General features: G+C 47.8%; 15 protein-coding genes. 10 read left to right on the forward strand and 5 right to left on the reverse strand.

Annotation, left to right across the window (positions count from 1 at the left end):
- The first annotated feature begins 25 nt into the window (after positions 1 to 25).
- Complete coding sequence (locus ACO08K_RS18900) at positions 26 to 1,963, forward strand: tetratricopeptide repeat protein (protein WP_421797973.1); 1,938 nt, start codon at positions 26 to 28, stop codon at positions 1,961 to 1,963.
- Positions 1,964 to 2,028: 65 nt separating this feature from the next.
- Positions 2,029 to 2,565 (forward strand): LPS export ABC transporter periplasmic protein LptC, encoded by a 537-nt coding sequence (gene lptC / locus ACO08K_RS18905; protein ID WP_421797974.1) that lies wholly within the window; start codon positions 2,029 to 2,031, stop codon positions 2,563 to 2,565.
- A gap of 23 nt (positions 2,566 to 2,588) precedes the next feature.
- On the opposite strand, the gene ACO08K_RS18910 is transcribed toward lptC, so the two are convergent.
- Positions 2,589 to 4,742 (reverse strand): cation:proton antiporter, encoded by a 2,154-nt coding sequence (locus ACO08K_RS18910; protein WP_421797975.1) that lies wholly within the window; start codon positions 4,740 to 4,742, stop codon positions 2,589 to 2,591.
- 88 nt (positions 4,743 to 4,830) lie between these two features.
- Here ACO08K_RS18910 and mscL point away from each other — a divergent pair, with 88 nt between their 5' ends.
- Positions 4,831 to 5,214, forward strand: coding sequence for a large conductance mechanosensitive channel protein MscL (gene mscL, locus ACO08K_RS18915; protein ID WP_421797976.1), 384 nt, complete (start codon positions 4,831 to 4,833; stop codon positions 5,212 to 5,214).
- A gap of 91 nt (positions 5,215 to 5,305) precedes the next feature.
- Here mscL and ACO08K_RS18920 read toward each other — a convergent pair whose 3' ends face one another.
- From ACO08K_RS18920 to ACO08K_RS18930, 3 genes are all read right to left on the reverse strand, one after another.
- The gene (locus tag ACO08K_RS18920; protein ID WP_421797977.1) at positions 5,306 to 6,178 is read right to left on the reverse strand and encodes a hypothetical protein; all 873 of its coding nucleotides are present in this window, start codon (positions 6,176 to 6,178) and stop codon (positions 5,306 to 5,308) included.
- Positions 6,179 to 6,180: 2 nt separating this feature from the next.
- Positions 6,181 to 6,894 carry a DUF2306 domain-containing protein gene (locus tag ACO08K_RS18925; protein WP_421797978.1) on the reverse strand — a complete coding sequence of 238 codons (714 nt, stop codon included), beginning with the start codon at positions 6,892 to 6,894 and terminating at the stop codon, positions 6,181 to 6,183.
- A 225-nt stretch (positions 6,895 to 7,119) separates the two neighbouring features.
- Complete coding sequence (locus tag ACO08K_RS18930) at positions 7,120 to 7,470, reverse strand: antibiotic biosynthesis monooxygenase family protein (protein WP_421797979.1); 351 nt, start codon at positions 7,468 to 7,470, stop codon at positions 7,120 to 7,122.
- A 112-nt stretch (positions 7,471 to 7,582) separates the two neighbouring features.
- On the opposite strand from ACO08K_RS18930, the gene ACO08K_RS18935 reads away from it, so the two are divergent.
- From ACO08K_RS18935 to ACO08K_RS18950, 4 genes are all read left to right on the forward strand, one after another.
- Entirely contained in the window at positions 7,583 to 9,040 is a 1,458-nt protein-coding gene (locus ACO08K_RS18935) for a PLP-dependent aminotransferase family protein (protein WP_421797980.1), read from the forward strand.
- Positions 9,041 to 9,091: 51 nt separating this feature from the next.
- The gene (truA, locus tag ACO08K_RS18940; protein WP_421797981.1) at positions 9,092 to 9,862 is read left to right on the forward strand and encodes a tRNA pseudouridine(38-40) synthase TruA; all 771 of its coding nucleotides are present in this window, start codon (positions 9,092 to 9,094) and stop codon (positions 9,860 to 9,862) included.
- A 246-nt stretch (positions 9,863 to 10,108) separates the two neighbouring features.
- A complete protein-coding gene (locus tag ACO08K_RS18945) occupies positions 10,109 to 12,217 on the forward strand; it encodes a PQQ-binding-like beta-propeller repeat protein (protein WP_421797982.1) in 2,109 nt (702 codons plus the stop codon).
- Positions 12,218 to 12,239: 22 nt separating this feature from the next.
- Positions 12,240 to 12,668, forward strand: coding sequence for a nuclear transport factor 2 family protein (locus ACO08K_RS18950; RefSeq protein ID WP_421797983.1), 429 nt, complete (start codon positions 12,240 to 12,242; stop codon positions 12,666 to 12,668).
- 53 nt (positions 12,669 to 12,721) lie between these two features.
- Here ACO08K_RS18950 and ACO08K_RS18955 read toward each other — a convergent pair whose 3' ends face one another.
- Positions 12,722 to 13,225 (reverse strand): DUF4396 domain-containing protein, encoded by a 504-nt coding sequence (locus tag ACO08K_RS18955; RefSeq protein WP_421797984.1) that lies wholly within the window; start codon positions 13,223 to 13,225, stop codon positions 12,722 to 12,724.
- A 285-nt stretch (positions 13,226 to 13,510) separates the two neighbouring features.
- On the opposite strand from ACO08K_RS18955, the gene ACO08K_RS18960 reads away from it, so the two are divergent.
- The 3 genes from ACO08K_RS18960 (at position 13,511) to ACO08K_RS18970 (ending at position 16,647) form a co-directional block, all read left to right on the forward strand.
- Positions 13,511 to 14,464: a fasciclin domain-containing protein gene (locus ACO08K_RS18960; RefSeq protein WP_421797985.1), complete on the forward strand. Its 954-nt coding sequence runs from the start codon at positions 13,511 to 13,513 to the stop codon at positions 14,462 to 14,464.
- A 321-nt stretch (positions 14,465 to 14,785) separates the two neighbouring features.
- Positions 14,786 to 15,970: a lycopene cyclase family protein gene (locus tag ACO08K_RS18965; RefSeq protein WP_421797986.1), complete on the forward strand. Its 1,185-nt coding sequence runs from the start codon at positions 14,786 to 14,788 to the stop codon at positions 15,968 to 15,970.
- Positions 15,967 to 16,647, forward strand: coding sequence for a Brp/Blh family beta-carotene 15,15'-dioxygenase (locus ACO08K_RS18970; RefSeq protein WP_421797987.1), 681 nt, complete (start codon positions 15,967 to 15,969; stop codon positions 16,645 to 16,647). Before ACO08K_RS18965 ends, ACO08K_RS18970 begins: the two co-directional genes overlap by 4 nt.
- The last annotated feature ends 367 nt before the right edge of the window (positions 16,648 to 17,014 follow it).

Consider the following 17,014-nt stretch of genomic DNA (forward strand, 5'->3'; position numbering starts at 1 on the left):
TTTCACAGCGCAAAACAGCGCCACCATGTCCAAACCTAAAAAAAAGCCCGTCCCCAATCGTCCCAATCCGCCTAAGGCCAAACCGACGGCGGGAGGTAAAGACGCGATAAATCGCATCTCTACCTCAAACACAGAACAGGGTAGCAAGCCGCTGACCTGGCTATGGATCGCTTTACTGGCGGTTTGGGTCTTTATTGCCTATTCCCGGGCTTTGGACAACCAGTTCGTCGACTGGGACGACCCCACCTACGTCACCGAAAACCCTTACCTCAATCCCGCCACTTCTGAAAACCTGAACGTGCTGATGCGTTCGGTAGTCTCCTTGAACTACCACCCGCTGACCATGGCTACCCTGTGGTGGAACGCCGCCAATTCCGGCATTGAAAGTGCCCGTTCGTATATCGCTTTCAACATCATTTTCCACGTCATCAATACGGCTTTGGTCTTTTTCTTTGCACTCGCATTGAGCAAGCGAAATGCGCTGATTGCGCTGGTAACCGCCCTGGGTTTTGGCTTGCATCCCATGCATGTGGAGTCGGTAGCCTGGGTATCTGAGCGCAAGGATGTGTTGTATGTGTTTTTCTTTTTGCTGGCAGCATTGGCGTATTTGAAACATTTGGACAAAGGGAAAATTGGCCTCTGGTGGGGCCTTGCCTTGATTGCCTTCTTGCTGTCTTGTTTGTCCAAAGCGATGGCGGTTTCGCTGGTGCCGATTCTCTTTTTGCTCGACTATTGGCAGGGGCGGAAACTGTTGAGTGTAGGCAACATTTTGGAAAAAATTCCTTTCATCGCTTTGGCGATATTGTTTGGCCTCATTGCGCTGGATGTGCAGGATGGTGGTAGCTTTTATGGGGCATTTGGCATGGTTGAAAAAAACGATGCCCTGGCAGATTTTGAAGTGTTCAGTTTTTTTCAACGGCTCAAGTTTGCCGGTTATGGCTTCATGATGTACATCGTCAAGTTGTTTTTACCCTTCAATTTGTCTGCTTTTTACCCCTATCCCAATTTGGATGTGGTCAAACAAGGCAATGAGAGCGGGGTATATCTGCTGGGTTTGGTCTTCACCATAGCCGTTGGTGCCTGGAGCCTTTGGAATGCCCGCAAAAACAAAATCTACCTCTTTGGTTTTGGCTTTTATTTGTTCAGCATCGCCCTGGTTTTGCAGGTCATTTCGGTTGGGGCCGTGATCATGGCGGATCGGTACACCTATCTGCCTTATGTCGGTTTGTTTTTTATGCTGGGGTATGGACTCGATGCCTTAATCCGCAAGGTTCCGTCCAGCAAATACGTATTATGGGGTGTCATTGCCGGGCTCAATGTCTTTTTTATGCTCCGCACCCGCGCGCAAGTCGACATCTGGCAAAACCACGATACCCTCTGGACCAATGTCATCAAGCTGTATCCTAATGCAGGCGAGCCGCGCAAAATTCGTGGCCACTACTACGGCAAAACTGGCCGCATCGATCTGGCCATTGCCGACTTTGAGGCCGCATTGCGCAACAATTTCCAGAATGTCTCGATTTACGAAGGGCTGGGCAATGCTTATGGCACCCAAGGGCAAGTTGATAAAGCAGTGAGCATGTTCAATGAGGCGCTGAAGTTGGACTCCAACAATGTCAGCGTGCGCTACAACCGCTCGATCGCCCTTTTGAATAAAAATCCACAGGCTGCGATTACCGACTTGAATTTCGTGATCAAAAATTCGCTGCTGGAAAAAGCGGCTAATTATGGCGCACGGGGCTACGCTTATTTGCTTACAGGCAATTACCCGGCTGCTCAAGCTGATTACAGCAAGGCCATTTCTTTAGATGCGCAAGACCCCTATCATTTTTTCAACCGCGGCCAGGCCAAACAAATGCAAGGCGACAATGCCGGAGCAATCACTGATTATCAGGCAGCCCTGAAGTTAAAGCCGGGCATGCCCGAGGTAGTGGAAAAATTGAAAGGTTTAAATGGTCAATAAACAAATAGGGGCAGCAAAACTGTTTCAACATCGATCCTAGGATTGATCCTAATATTTCAAAATACATGCGCACACTCACTTTTTTCCTCAGCATCCTTAGTTTGCTCTTGTACAATTGCAATGGCAATAACGAGGCAGTGGAAGTTTTTTCCAAAGAAGATGTCTCCGTTGAGCGGATTAAAGACGTTGACATGCTCTATAGCGACTCCGCCCTAATCCGGGTGCGCATTCGTGGGCCGGTGATGTTGCGCCACCTGGTGAGCGACGACCCTCGGCAGGAATTCATCAAAGGCATCAAAGTAGACTTTTTCAACACTTATGGCGCCCTGGCGGGCACACTCACCGCCAAATACGCCGTGCGCTACGAATACAAAGGTGTAACGCTGGTGCGGGATAGCGTAGTCTGGCAAAGTGTGGATGGCAAAAAACTGGAATCCCCCGAACTCACCTGGAATGAGCGGGATCAGCAAGTTTCTACCAATCGTTTTGTAGTGGTTACCACCCGCAAGGATACCATTCGTAGCCATGGCTTTACGGCCAATCAGGACTTTTCCAATATCCGCTTTAGTGCCGTGGATGGCAGTTTGGAGGTCAAACAATGAACCGATTTACGGATTAAAGATGATCAATCCTTGGGCTCATTGCCAGGATGGAGGATCAGGATGGATGGAGCATAAGCCATTAGTTCGTAGCGCTGCAATTTGATGATTTCCCAAAAATTGCGGCTCAAAATCAAGAGGTCGTACTCCCGAAAGCTACTCATCTCCAGGTTGGTTTGCACCACCCAATTGCCTTTTTCCACGTAGGGAGCGGCTACTTCAGTTGGTTCTGCGTAACTCAGTACCTTGAACTGCGGCATATGTTCCCGTTCAAAACATTGATGCAGCAGCTTCAACAAATGTGCATCCTGCTCATCATAATACACCATCAGCACCTTTTTGATTTGGCTAAAACCTTTGTCAATCAGCACCCCAATAGCACAATCTATGCCCTCAAAAAAAGTTTGCACCATACCCCCCGTTTCATCACTCGAAAACAAGGGACGGGAACTACCAATCAACATTAGGTTATAAGCTCCCCGATTGGCGTGTTGGATGATTTCCTGGGGTACGTTATTGCTGGCTTTGTAATGCGTTTGAATTGGAAGATGGTACCGGTCGGCCAAACCTAAAATGGGTTCAAATCCTTCCTTTTCAAAAATTTCGGCCTCGGAAATGGAAATATCCGCATTGGGTGTAAAATGCAGGGCATGGGTTTCGCCCAAAATGTGCAATTGTTGCGCCAATTGTAACAAGCGGGCACCTGCTCTCGGTTGTCCAAAAGAAATCAACAAACGAAAAGGAGTCTGTTGGGTTTCCTCCGGTAGCACTGGAATGGCATCGGGCTTATACCCAAATTTCTGTTGAAACCAATGCAAACCATTTAGTGCTGGCCCAGTCATAAAAGTGGTCGCCAGAGCCATCAGCACCATCATGGCAAATACTTCAGGGGATAAAATGCCGAGGTCAAAACCAATGTTAAGTACAATCAACTCCATTAAGCCTCGGGTATTCATCAAGGCACCCAAGGCTAGAGAGTCGTGCCAATTTTGGCCACTGATCCGAGCGGGTATAGCACTGCCGATGAATTTACCCAATACTGCAAATAGGATGATCAGGCCGCAGGTTTGCCACAATTCTGGCGTATTAAGTAGCCCGATTTGGGTGCGCAAGCCGGTAAAAACAAAAAACAGTGGCAAAAGAAGCACCACCGTTAAATCTTCAATTTTATTAATGATCACGTGGCGGAATGCTTCGTTTTGAGGAATGATCACTCCCGCTAAAAAAGCACCAAAAAGCGCGTGAATCCCAATGATTTCAGTCATTAGGGCCGAAAGCAGCAGTACCGCAAAAATGACCGCGATCACCGTGCGGTTCATCGTCTCATAGCTAAAAAAACGATTGGCCACCCTGGCCAATAAGGGCCGAACGATGTACAACATGAACAACACATACAATACCGAAAGCCCAATCGTCAACAAAGCACTGTGCGCAGGTCCGGTACGCACCAAGGCGATTATCGCCGCCAGGATACACCAGGCCAAAACATCATTGATTGCTGCTGCTGCCAAAGCCAAACTGCCTAAGGGCGTTTTGTTCAAACCTCGTTCCTGGGTAATCCGCGCCAACACCGGGAAAGCCGTAATGCTCATGGCAATTCCTATAAACAGGGCAAAAGCCAAAAAACTCACCCCGGCAGGGGCGTAGTTTTGGTACAAAATCCAGGCCAGTACAATCCCGCCCACATAAGGGACAATGATGCTGGATTGGCTGATAAAGATGACATCCAGTGCCGATTTGCGCAGTATCCTTAAATCCAGTTCCATGCCCACTGTAAACATAAAAAGCACAAGACCTAATTGGCTGATCAGTTGCAGGTTACCCAGGGAGTTGGGTGCAAACAAAAAACTGGAGAAATCCGGGGCCAGCCAGCCCAGTAAAGAGGGCCCAAGCAGAATTCCCGCCACAATTTCCCCCACCACACTAGGCTGCCCCATTTTGCCAATCAACCAGCCTAAAAGGCGGGCAATACTGAGAATGGTCAGAATTTGCAGTAAAAAAATGCTTAGTGGGTGAGTTATGCCTTCCAGGATGGAGTCCCAAAAATGCATTGGAGCATCCTGTACCAGGGTTACAGAATTGTTGGGCGTTTCCAGCACCTGTCCTTGTTGCAGCACCCACCAGCCCAGTAGCACCAACAAAGCGATGACGATTCCGTAGAGTACCCAGGTTTTTTTCATTTACAAGCTCATTTGGCCTGCAAACTACGAATTTGGAATCGAGCCTCTTCCTTATATTTGATTTTTTTTACCAAACCAATTGAACACCATGTGGAAAGAATTTAAAGAATTTGCACTCAAAGGCAATCTGATCGAAACGGCCATTGCCTTTGTAATGGGCGCCGCTTTTGGTAAGGTGGTTACTGCTTTTGTGGAAAAAATGTTTGCCCCTTTGGTGGGTTTGTTGATGGGTGGAGTCAACCTCAACGACTACAAATTCGTCATTTATGCAGCGACGGATTCTCGCCCGGAAGTGGCTCTTGCCTGGGGAGAATTTGTAACCGCAAGTATAGATTTTATCGTGGTTGCTGTAGTGATGTTTTTCATCGTCAAAACGATCAATACTGCGAAAAAGAAGGAAGTGGTTTCGGTGAGTGGAGCGCCTACGGAATTGCAGTTGTTGGGGGAAATTCGGGATTTGCTGAAGAAATAACCATTAGCTGTCAGCAATGAGCTATCAGCTATCAGCCAACGGAGGTTGCTCATAGCTGATAGCTCATTGCTGATAGCTGATTTCTGATCGCTTACATCGTCACCTTCTTCGACTCAGCCCACCATTCTTCATTTTCCCAAAAGTTATCCCAACCGAGCTTGCGGTATTTTTCGTTGATTTCCACATCGCGTTCGCCGATGGAGAATTCTTCGAGGATGTCGTTGGCAAAGCGGAAGAGGTCTTTGGACCAAATTACGGGTTTGGATTTGCCGGTTTTATAGCTCGTCCAGGTACCGTCGTAACGGATGCCGCTGCCCTTATTGGGGGTTTCGGAGAAATACCAGAGTTCGATAGGTGCCTTATCGTAAGCCCCAAAATCCATTTGCATCTTTCCAGTAAAACGGCCAGAGTATTTTTTCAGGCTGTCTTCGGCCAGGGTGAATTTACCGTTGGCAGAATAGATGCGTTGTACCCCCATATCGCCAACTTCCTCGGTATCAAGGTTGGGGTCGGTAACTTGTGCCAAACTATCGATGCGGAAAGTGCCTTTAAATTCAGAAATCACCTTCTTATGGCGGTTTTTGCCTACAACGTGGTAGAGGAAAGGATCTTTTTCATCCTTGGTCACTTTGGAGAAATAGAACTCGATTTTGTAACGGTCTTCGCCATAGAAGCCCAGTTCCGCCCAGTCGTGGCTAGCCACAATGTCCGACAAATCCAGGGTATCCAACAATCCGTGCATGCCCGCCGAATTGAGCCATTTCAGCTTAATAGGCTTCACTTCGTTCTCAGTAATGCTCTCATCTCGCAAGGTATCTGCCCCTTCCGCGTGTGTTACCAGTGGAGTGGGTTCGGTTTCCTTTACAGTTTGTTGGGCAGCCTTCTGGGTGCACTGCATCAAACCAAACAAGCAGAGCACAAAGGCTGCTGCAAAGAAGGTCAATTGAGAAAGGTGTTTTTTCATTTTTAGTTTGTTTTATGGTATAACGATGTCGGAGGGAACATTCTTTTGATCATATAGGGGCCCCAGCCCCAAAAAATCAAGATTTCGGCAATAAAGAGGTTGCCTACCCAGGAAAGCCAGGTCACCGTCAGGTAAGTCTCAATGGGTTTGGTGCCCAGGTAGTAAAACATAAAATAACTTTCAGTGCGCAGGCTCATGGCCGCAATGGTAACCGCCAGGCTGCGCAGTACGGCATTGGCGTGTTTTTCCCATTGCCGCAGGCGGGCATAACGCCAGGCCTGCAGGGTCAAAAACCACCAGGCCACACATTGTAGGGAGAAACCAACTTTGGCCGCCAAACCGCCATTGGCATAAATGGCTAGTCCCAGGCCCGAAGGGCAGGCCAGTACCAGAATAACCGCAGCATAAATCCGCCCCGTCCATCGGTGAAATTTGGGCCAATTGCGGTACACTGCCGGAATGAGTTGCAGGGCACCCGTAGTCATCACCACCCAACTACTGGCAATGTGGATGTAAAAAGAAACCTGAAAAAGGGGCTTGGCCAAAACATGGTCGGTTTTGGTACCCAAAAAATCCTGGAGGGGATTAAAACTGAAGTAAGGCACAATTTTGGTGCCCATCAGGCAGGCAAAAGCCAGGATGACTGCTGCTGCCAAGAGCAACAGGGATTCCATTATTGTATCAAAAATAGTGGCCCGCTGGGCTGTGTTGGCCATAAATGCTTGAGATTCTTAGGCAAGAATAGGGAATTTGGAGGAGAAAGTGAGGAGAGATGTGAAAAAATCCATGACTTATGTACAAATCTAGAACCCCTCCCCGAAGGTTTCAGACCTTCGGGGAGGTTGAGCAAAGCACTATTTCGCTGCTTTACCTCCGGATTGTAGAGAAGCACGGCCGTTCGTCTCTACTTTTGGGGAGGGGTTTCAGATCGTGCATTTCCCTTACCGCTTCTCAAACCCATAATCCCGTTCCACCTTCGCAATCCTTAAGCGATACGACTGGTACCATACCTCCCGTCCCAGATCCCGGGCTTCTACGTGTTCCATTTGGTATTTCCAGTTTTTGATGCTTTCTAGGTCTTTCCAATACGACACGGTGATGCCAATTTCATTCCGGGCGCTTTCGGCCCCCAGGTAGCCAGGCATAGTGGCCGCCAATTGTGCCATTTTTTCCGCCATTTCGCCATAGCCATTGTCGCCTTCGGTTCGGGTGGTGCTGAAAATGACGGCATAATAAGGCGGTTTGGGGGTGTCGGCTAATGCAGGTTGGTGATTTTCGTTATGAGAGGCCATGATCCATTCATTTTGAACAAAAATAGCGCAAAAAGGACTATTGTAAATGGCCAGTTTGTAAAAAATCAATGGTCCAGATTTGTATTTTTGGCGGAAACAGACCATTACCAACATGCTGCCCTTTGCTACTCTCATCCACATCGATAAAGGAGTTAAAGCTCCGGTGTTTATCCAAATCTCCAACAGTCTGGCGGAGCAAATCCGCAAAGGCACTATTCCGGCTGGGGCGCAATTGCCGGGGACGCGCGCCTTGGCGGAGGTTTTGGGGGTGCATCGGCAAACAGTAGTCGCCGCTTACGATGAGTTATTGGCCCAAGGCTGGATCGAAACCCAGGCGGCCAAGGGGACTTTTGTGAGTCAAAAACTACCCGAAATTAAGGTTCAACAGCTCAACCCAAACTCCAGCCCGGACACCAACCCCAAGGTAAAAGCTGGATTTTCTTTTCACGTTGATCCAAGTCTGGGTAGACCCATTTTGCGCGGTAGCAACAGCCTGGCCTTTGATGATGGGTTCCCCGATGTGCGCCTTGCTCCCTGGGATGCCCTCAACCGCGCCTATCGCACAGCGCTTCAGCAAGGCTACCGCAAGAATTTATTCTTTTATGGCGATACCCTGGGCGAGTTGTCGTTGCGGACGCAGATGACCAAATACTTGCGCGAAACCCGTGGCTTGCCCATCGAATTGGACAATGTGCTGATCACCCGTGGCAGTACCATGGCCATTTACCTCACCGCTCAGTTGCTGGTGCAGGCGCAGGATGTGGTCGTGGTTGGAAAAATTTCATACGGTTCGGCCAACCTGATTTTTCAGCGCCAAGGGGCTAAACTGCTGAAAGTCCCGGTAGACGAACAGGGGATAGATGTACAAGCCATCGAACAATTGTGTCAGCAACAGCAAGTACGCCTCGTTTATGTCACTCCGCACCACCACTATCCAACCACGGTGACCATGCCCGCTGAGCGCCGCCTGCGCCTTCTGCAACTGGCCCAGCAATACCATTTTTGTATCCTGGAGGATGATTACGACTACGATTTTCACTACAACAGCAACCCAATTCTCCCCCTCGCGGGTGCCGACACGGGCGGGCATGTGGTGTACGTAGGCTCCTTGTGCAAAGCCTTTTCTCCCTCCCTACGCATTGGTTACGTGGCCGCATCCAGTGAAGTGATTGAAAATCTGGCCCGTTTGCGCCGCATTCTGGATCGGCAAGGCGACAATTTATTGGAAGCGGCTACCGCAACGCTTTTTCGGGACGGAGAAATGAAACGGCACCTCAAAAAAGCGCAAAAGACCTATCAACAGCGGCGCAACTTGTTTTGCGAAATGCTAAAGCAGGAATTAGGGTCAATTGTTGAGTTTGAAAAACCCAGGGGTGGTATGGCGGTTTGGGCGCAATTTGATCCCGAATTCCCCTTGCGCAAAATCCGCGAAAAGTTGCTGCAAAAAGGCTTGTACATTCCCGACGCCTCCAATTATACCCCCGATTTGAATGTAACCCGCCTGGGTTTTGCTTCCGCAAATGAAGAGGAAATGGAACGGGGCATGCAGATTTTTAAAAGCTGTTTGTAAAAAAATGCGAAAATGCTGTAAAAGCTCTAAATCCCGCCCCATTTTTGCAGTATGGGAAAGTTTAAACTGACGATAGAATACGATGGCGGCCGCTTTAAAGGTTGGCAAGTCCAGGAAGATGCCCGTTCCATTCAGGGCTTATTGATCAAAGCTGCCAAAACAGTATTTGAAACCGACAAGGTAGAAGTATATGGCTCCGGGCGCACCGACGCGGGGGTACACGCCCTAGGGCAAGTGGCGCACCTGGACGTGAACTCCAAAATGCCCGTGCGCTTGATCCGGCAAAAAATGAACGACCTGCTGCCCCACGATGTCAACATCATTAGTGTGGATTCTGTGTCTCCAAAATTCCATGCCCGCCATGACGCCATTGCACGCAGCTACATCTACCAAATCTCACGCCGCCGCAACGCTTTTGGCAAACACTTCATGTGGTGGGTCAAAGATCCTTTGGATGTCGAAAAGATGAATCAGGCCGCTGCACACCTGGTGGGTTTCCACGACTTCAAGTCCTTCTCCAATGAAAAAGGGACCGAAAAAAGCTCTAAAGTGGAGTTGCAACAACTCAAGGTGGTGGAAAAAGGTGACATGATCATTGTACACATCGTAGCTTCCCATTTTTTGTGGAAAATGGTGCGCCGGGTCGTGGGCTGCCTGGTAGAAGTGGGTACTGGCCGAATGGATCCTGCTAAATTTAAAGAATGGCTCGAAGCGCCTAGTCAGGAGCCTGCTCAATACACCGCGCCGCCAGCTGGTTTGTTTTTGGAACGGGTCTATTTTCCGGGGGAGCAGGTGAGTAAGGAGTTTAAGACTTTGCTTTAAGATTTCTTAGGTGATTTCTTTAGTGCCTTAGGTTTCTTAGGTGGTGAAAAGAGAAAACCTGCGAAGCAGGGTATTAATTCACCACCTAAGAAACCTAAGACACTAAAGAAATCACCTAAGGAATGATGTACCATTGGGCTTTCGAGTGCTCTAATTAGATTTTAGCACAAAAGATTAAAATTCTAGCCTCTCAAGCAAAAATTGCTATTTTAGCCAGCTCTCTTCATCAATTCGCAAGCAAGCGCTATGAAACGATTGGCTATCTTTTCTCTATTTGGGCTACTCTTTTTGAGTATCCTGGCCTGGAACAATGCGGACACTGATCCCACTGATTCAGATTGGCCCGAATACCTTGGCGGCCCCGACCGCAACCATTACTCCGAACTCGTTGACATCACGCCCAGCAATGTCGACCAACTCAAAATCGCCTGGCGTTACTCCTTGCCTGACTCCGGGCAAATGCAAGTCAATCCACTCGTGATCGATGGTGTGTTGTATGGCGTAAGTGCCAGTGTACAAGCCTTTGCACTCAACGCTGCTACCGGGAAACAGCTCTGGCGTTTTGGCGACCCTTTAAAAGATTGGTCCAGCACCAGTCGGGGCGTAGCCTATTGGACGGATGGAAAAGAGCAGCGCATTTTGTACACCGCCGGGCCCAATCTCTGGGCCTTGGATGCCAAAACGGGTAAACCCATCACCAGCTTTGGCGACCAAGGTAAAGTCGATTTACACACTGGGTTGCCCGCAGTTGCGCAGAAAAAATTCATCATTTCCAATACCCCGGGTACCATTTTTGAAGACTTGATTGTGATGCCCGTTCGGCTTTCCGAGGGCTCCGACGCCGCCCCTGGTGACATTCGGGCTTTCAATGTACGCACGGGCAAGTTGGCCTGGACCTTTCACACCATCCCTTATCCGGGGGAATATGGCTACAAAACTTTCCCCAAAGACGCCTACCTCAATACCTATACGGGTGCGGCCAACAATTGGTCGGGTATGGCAGTGGATCGCAAACGAGGCATTTTGTATGTGCCGACTGGCTCGGCTGGCTACGACTTTTATGGCGGCAACCGCAAAGGGCAAAACCTGTTTGCCAATTGCCTCCTGGCCCTGGATGCCCGCACGGGCAAGCGTCTCTGGCATTTCCAAACTACCCATCACGACGTTTGGGATAGAGACATGCCTGCTCCTCCCAACTTGATGACTTTGCAAAAAGATGGAAAATCCATCGACGTGGTAACGCAGGTGACCAAGCAGGGTTTTGTATTTGTATTTGACCGGGTTACGGGCAAACCCATTTATCCAATCAAAGAAGTACCCGTGCCTACGGTGGGTTTGAAGGGTGAAAAACTTTGGAAAACCCAACCAATGCCTACACTTCCCCTTCCCTACGCCCGGCAATCCAATGCACTGACCGAAAACGACATCAGCCCTTATGCGGAAAACCGCGAGGAATTGAAGCAGAATTTTCGCAAGTACAAAACTGGCTTTTACGATCCACCCAGTATCGAAGGCACGGTGATTTTTCCCGGCTACGATGGTGGTGCAGAGTGGGGTGGTGCAGCTGCCGACCCAGAGGGTACCCTCTACGTCAACAGCAACGAAATGGCCTGGATTTTGACCATGAAACCACCCGCTACCGATTTGCTGGCGAATGCCAGTCCCGGCGAAAGGGTATATCTGAACACTTGTGCTTCTTGCCACGGTACCGACCGCAAAGGCAATGCCAAAAGTGGTTTCCCTACTTTAGTGGACATTGGAAAAAAACGGGACAAGGAATTCGTTACCCAAATCGTTACCGCGGGTAAGGGCATGATGCCGGGCTTTCCAGCACTTTCGAACGCTGAAAAACAAGCCTTGGTTGCCTATCTGTTTGGGGACGAGAAAAAAGAAGTAGGTGCTGTAGCCGGAGCATCAAAACCCGTCCAATTGCCTTTTTACAGCACCGGTTACAACAAATTCCTCGACAGCAAAGGGCTTCCAGCCATCAGCCCACCCTGGGGACAACTCAGCGCCATCAACCTGAATACCGGGGAATACCTCTGGCAAGTACCTTTTGGCGAAGAGCCCACTCTGATCGCAAAAGGAATCCGCAACACCGGGGTGGAAAACTACGGCGGCCCGGTGGTGACTGCGAGTGGTCTACTTTTTATTGCTGCAACCAAAGACGGTATGTTCCGGGCATTTGATAAAAGATCGGGCAAGGTACTTTGGGAAACCAAGCTGCCTGCTGCAGCTTTCGCTACTCCGGCTACTTACTCAATCGATGGTAAACAGTACATTGTGCTGGCCTGTGGAGGCACCAAATTGGGTACACCAAAGGGCAATCAGTACGTAGCTTATGCATTACCTTAAAAACTATAAACAATACCTAAAAATGAAAAAATCAATTCTCTTGCTCTTTTTGCTGGCGATGGCCGGCAGCAGTTTTGCGCAGTCCAAAGCAGAGCAACAAGTGGCTGATGCCGTTTTAGTCTGGCGCAAAGCCATGCTTGATGCGGACAAAGCAGGTCTGGAAGCCATTCTTGCTCCTGAGTTGAGCTATGGACATTCCAATGGTAAAATTGAAGACAAAGCGATGTTGGTCAAGTCAATTTCTACTGGTGAATCTGACTTCATCACCATGGAACTGACGGAGCAGAGCATCAAAATAGCGGGCAAAACGGCCATTGTGCGCCACAAACTAGCTGGTGACATCAATGATGGAGGCAAGCCGGGCTCGGTGAAACTGTTTGTGTTGCAAATCTGGCAAAAGGTTGGGCCAGACTGGAAATTGCTGGCTCGTCAGGCTGCACGACAGCCCTAGTGCTTTGTGATGCTACTAAAGGTATCATAAACGGAAACAAAAGGGGTAGGGCATCAGTGTTGATGCCTTACCCCTTTTTTGATTAGGTAATAATTCACTGGAAGTGCTGCCACAAAGCCCACAATTAGACTGGCCGTCATCCCCACCCAAAATAGGATGCTGCTCAGGCCCGCCTCCATGACGCCAGGTATGACCCACTGGGTACCTACCTCAAAAAACTCCATCACCAGGATACTCAGGCCTTCGGCAATAAAAACAATTTTGAAAGCTTCCATTACGCTCAGGCCTTTGCGCAACAGTGGAACAATACCCAATGCAAAACCCAAAATGAAGCCTAGGATAATGGCTAAAATGGTGGTGTAAAGCATCGAGAGGTTCAACAAATTGCCAATGACCATTCCCAATACTTCTCCTAATCCACAACCCAATAAGCAGTGAAGTGTAGCGGAGACGGCTAGCTTGAAATCACCCTTTTGCTCAGTATTGGACTGTTCCACCTGATGCTGATGGTGCATGTGGTGGTCGTGCTGATGATGCGTAGTTTGATGGTGCTGCATGGCTTTTGATTTTTGATACAGCAAAATTAGGCCTTGATTAACAGGGTTTTGTTACATTATTTTGGGATTTAGTTACAAAGTTTAAGGGTGTTTTTAGAAACGATTAAAGCAGATTTTTAAGTCGGGTATCGAATTTGTTCACGCAAAAGGGGAAAATAACAGTCTAATGTAAAGAATTAGACAAGCCTTTATTCTTGAATCATTTTTTATAAACATAGCAATAAAAACCACGTTTCTATTCCTGATTTCATACTTCCTAACTTATCAACCAAAATGAATCAAATTATGAAAACCAAATTTTTGATGTTCCCCATGCGTAGTTTAATGATGACCCTACTCAGTGTTCTTGCCTTGGCCCTGACCACCGCTTGTGACGACAAAGATGACGATGGAGCAGATGCCAAAACCATCACCCAAATTGTGGTGGATGGAGCCGATTTTACCTTGCTAGAGGCGGCAGTGGTACGCGCCGGATTGGCCGATGCATTGAGCACTGGCAGCTTGACGGTATTTGCTCCAACCGATGCGGCTTTCCGTGCAGCTGGTTTTGCAAACGTTGACGCCATCAACAATACACCAGTAGCTACTCTGCAGGCCGTGTTGCAGTACCATGTAATTGGCAGCAAGATCAATGCAGCTGCCATTCAGGTAGGAGACAATCAGGCGACCAAAATGTTGAGTAATGTGGATGCTTTTATTACCAAAAACGCTGCTGGTGTATCCATCAACGGTGCCACGGTAACCCAGGCAGATGTCAGTGCTTCCAATGGAGTGATCCATGTGATCAACGCGGTGATTCTTCCCCCATCAGTAAACATAGTAGGTTTGGCTTCGGCCAATGCAAACTTGAGTTACCTGGTGGCTGCGGTAACTCGTGCGGGTAGCGGAGTGGTCAATGCCCTTACGGCAGCTGGTCCCCTGACTGTATTTGCACCCACCAACGCTGCATTCCAGGCGGCTGGCTTTCCAACGATTGCATCCATCGAAGCCGCTGATCCATCAACGCTGGCAAATATTCTTACCTACCACGTGGTTGCGGCTAGAGCTTTCTCTACCAACCTGACCAATGGTGCAGAATTGACTACCGCGCAAGGTGGAAAAGCCAAAGTAAGAATTGTAGAAGGAGCGGTAAGTGTACTGGGTAATGGCAACGGAGCCAATGCTTCGAATGTTAGCATCGCGAACCTGCTGGCAACAAATGGCGTAGTGCACGTGATTGATCGGGTATTGTTGCCATAATTTTTTCGATTTAACTTAGCAACGCAGAAAAATTAACTTCCCGATTTGGGTTTTGAATAGGAAGTCGAACGCTTCATTTCAAGTGAGCTTCCAATTCAAAAGCCTCTAAAAAAATCGGGAAGTAATTTTTTGCGTCATACTAAGTCGTATTTTAGTGCGCTTTGGCCAGTCTCTATACCGAGACTGGCCTTTTTTCTTCTCAATTCAGAATCAGATTTTTAGTTAATGATTCGGATTCCATTTGTGTTTTCAAAGTATCATTCCAAAGCCTAAACCTTTCTTGGTTTATCTTGTCTTATACGCAATTGCATTAGTAATAAAATGAAACAACACTTCGATTGCATTATCGCAGGAGGAGGTTGCTCAGGTTTGAGCCTTGCCTACTATTTAGTGGACGAAGGTTACCGGGGCGATATCCTGATATTGGACCGCGAACAGAAGTCCAATAATGACCGTACATGGTGTTGGTGGAGCAAGTCGCCAACACCATTCGACTCCTTGTTTACCCATCAATGGCAGTCTTTAAAGTTTGCCAATCATAATTTGCAAAGGATTCAATCAATTGATCCTTACCGCTATTGTTTGCTTCGCTCTGCTGATTTCTACCGTTTTATCCAACAAAGACTCGCCCTTGCACCCAACGTTATCTGCCATCAAGCCGATATCACTAGCATTGAAGATGCTGAAACAGGTGCGATTGTAAGAACTGAAAATGCCATTTTTTCAGCTGAATTGGTGTTCTCCAGCATTCCCAAAGTTTCGACAATCGCTGAGCCCGGGCATAAGCTTAAACAGCATTTTGCAGGATATTGGATAGAAACAGCCGAGGATTGTTTTGACCCGGGGTGTGCCTCCATCATGGATTTTAGAGTTCCCCAGCGCAACGATACTCGTTTCTGCTATGTACTGCCTACCTCTAGTCGGCGAGCATTGGTAGAGTTCACCGTTTTTTCAACCCAGTTATTGAGCGAAAAAGCCTATGCAGCGGCGCTCGAAGAATACCTAAATAGCACACTAAAAATTGAACAATGGGTAGTTCTCGAAAAAGAATTCGGCGTAATTCCTATGCAAATCATTGAATCTAAGTCCGCAAAAAAGCAAAGCCATATCTTCCAAATCGGTACTACTGGCGGAGCAGTAAAACCATCAACAGGCTACGCTTTTGCGCGGATCCAGGAACAAGCCAAACAACTTGCGCAACAATTGGTCGGCCAGGGAAGACCAGATCCTAGACGCTACCGTTCCAAACGATTCGAATTCTACGATCAATTGTTGTTGCATATCCTTACCCATCGAGGGAATTTGGGCGCCTCCATTTTTGGTAAATTATTTCAGCAGATCGACTTTCCCCATATCCTCAAATTTTTAGATGAAGATACTCACCTGGGTGAAGAGATCGGAATTTTGGCCAGTTTACCACCTGTTCCTTTCCTACATGCTATTTGGGCATCTTATCTCGGCACGAATAAATTCGCAGCATCACCTCCAAATCCTGTTCGAATATGACTGCACGCTACCCTCATCTTTATTTTTGGTTGCGTTTGTTTAGTTTATTGCTGGCTGCCATTGTAATTCTGTTGCCGGCTTTGGCTGATAACTTGAGCCTCTTTCTGGCATTGTTCCTGATCGTAGGCCTGGGGATACCTCATGGTGCAACCGATCACCGAATCTTTCATGAATTACTTCAGCAAAAAGGGGGAAAGCCGGCTATGCTGGGTTTTTATGGTGCTTATTTGGGCTTGATGCTGATTTATGCCTTAATATGGTGGTTGAGTCCAGTCTTCAGTTTACTGATTTTTTTTATAACCTCCATGTACCATTTTGGGCAGTCCAATTGGAACTATTTAAGCCTAAAAGCCGGGTTTCAAGTTCCGCTTTATTTGGTTTATGGGGCTTTTGTACTCTTTGTACCCATTCTAGCTCATTTTGAGATTGCCCAACCCATTGTTGAATCGATCATTCAGTGGACCCTTCCCCAGGTACCAGCCCAGTTTTTAAACGGAGGTATTGGATTGATTACAATCATCAATTTGGGCTCAATCATTTTGCTTTGGTTGGGGGGGAAATTGACCAAGCAGGAAGTTTGGGCAGAGGTTTTAAACGCATTCATCTTGCTTGTCCTTTTTCTGTCCACGCCACTTTATTGGGATTCGCCCTGTATTTTTCTGCTTGGCATGCGCTGAGCTCAATCCAAGATCAAATTGCTTTTTTTAAACTACAAAAGCCTAGGTTTCGGCTTAGAGATTACATCAAAGCGGCACTACCTTATACTGGACTCGCCATCTTTGGACTGTTGATGATGATTTGGTATTCCAACTCCATTCAGTTGGATTCAGCCTGGGGAATCCTGTTCATCTTTTTGTCCTTGGTTACCTTGCCTCACTTACTTCTTATCGAAATGCTCTACGGAGTTAAACAAACTACGGATGGAGCAGGGAGCGCAAGGGCATTAGATTAGTTAATTATTTTTTTATTTTTATTGAAAGTTCTGAATATTTTGAACATAACTGGTGGTCCTCCGTTAAACATACATTGTACCTTTAATAAACC

The organism is Haliscomenobacter sp. (genome assembly GCF_965225875.1).
Lineage (GTDB): Bacteria > Bacteroidota > Bacteroidia > Chitinophagales > Saprospiraceae > Haliscomenobacter.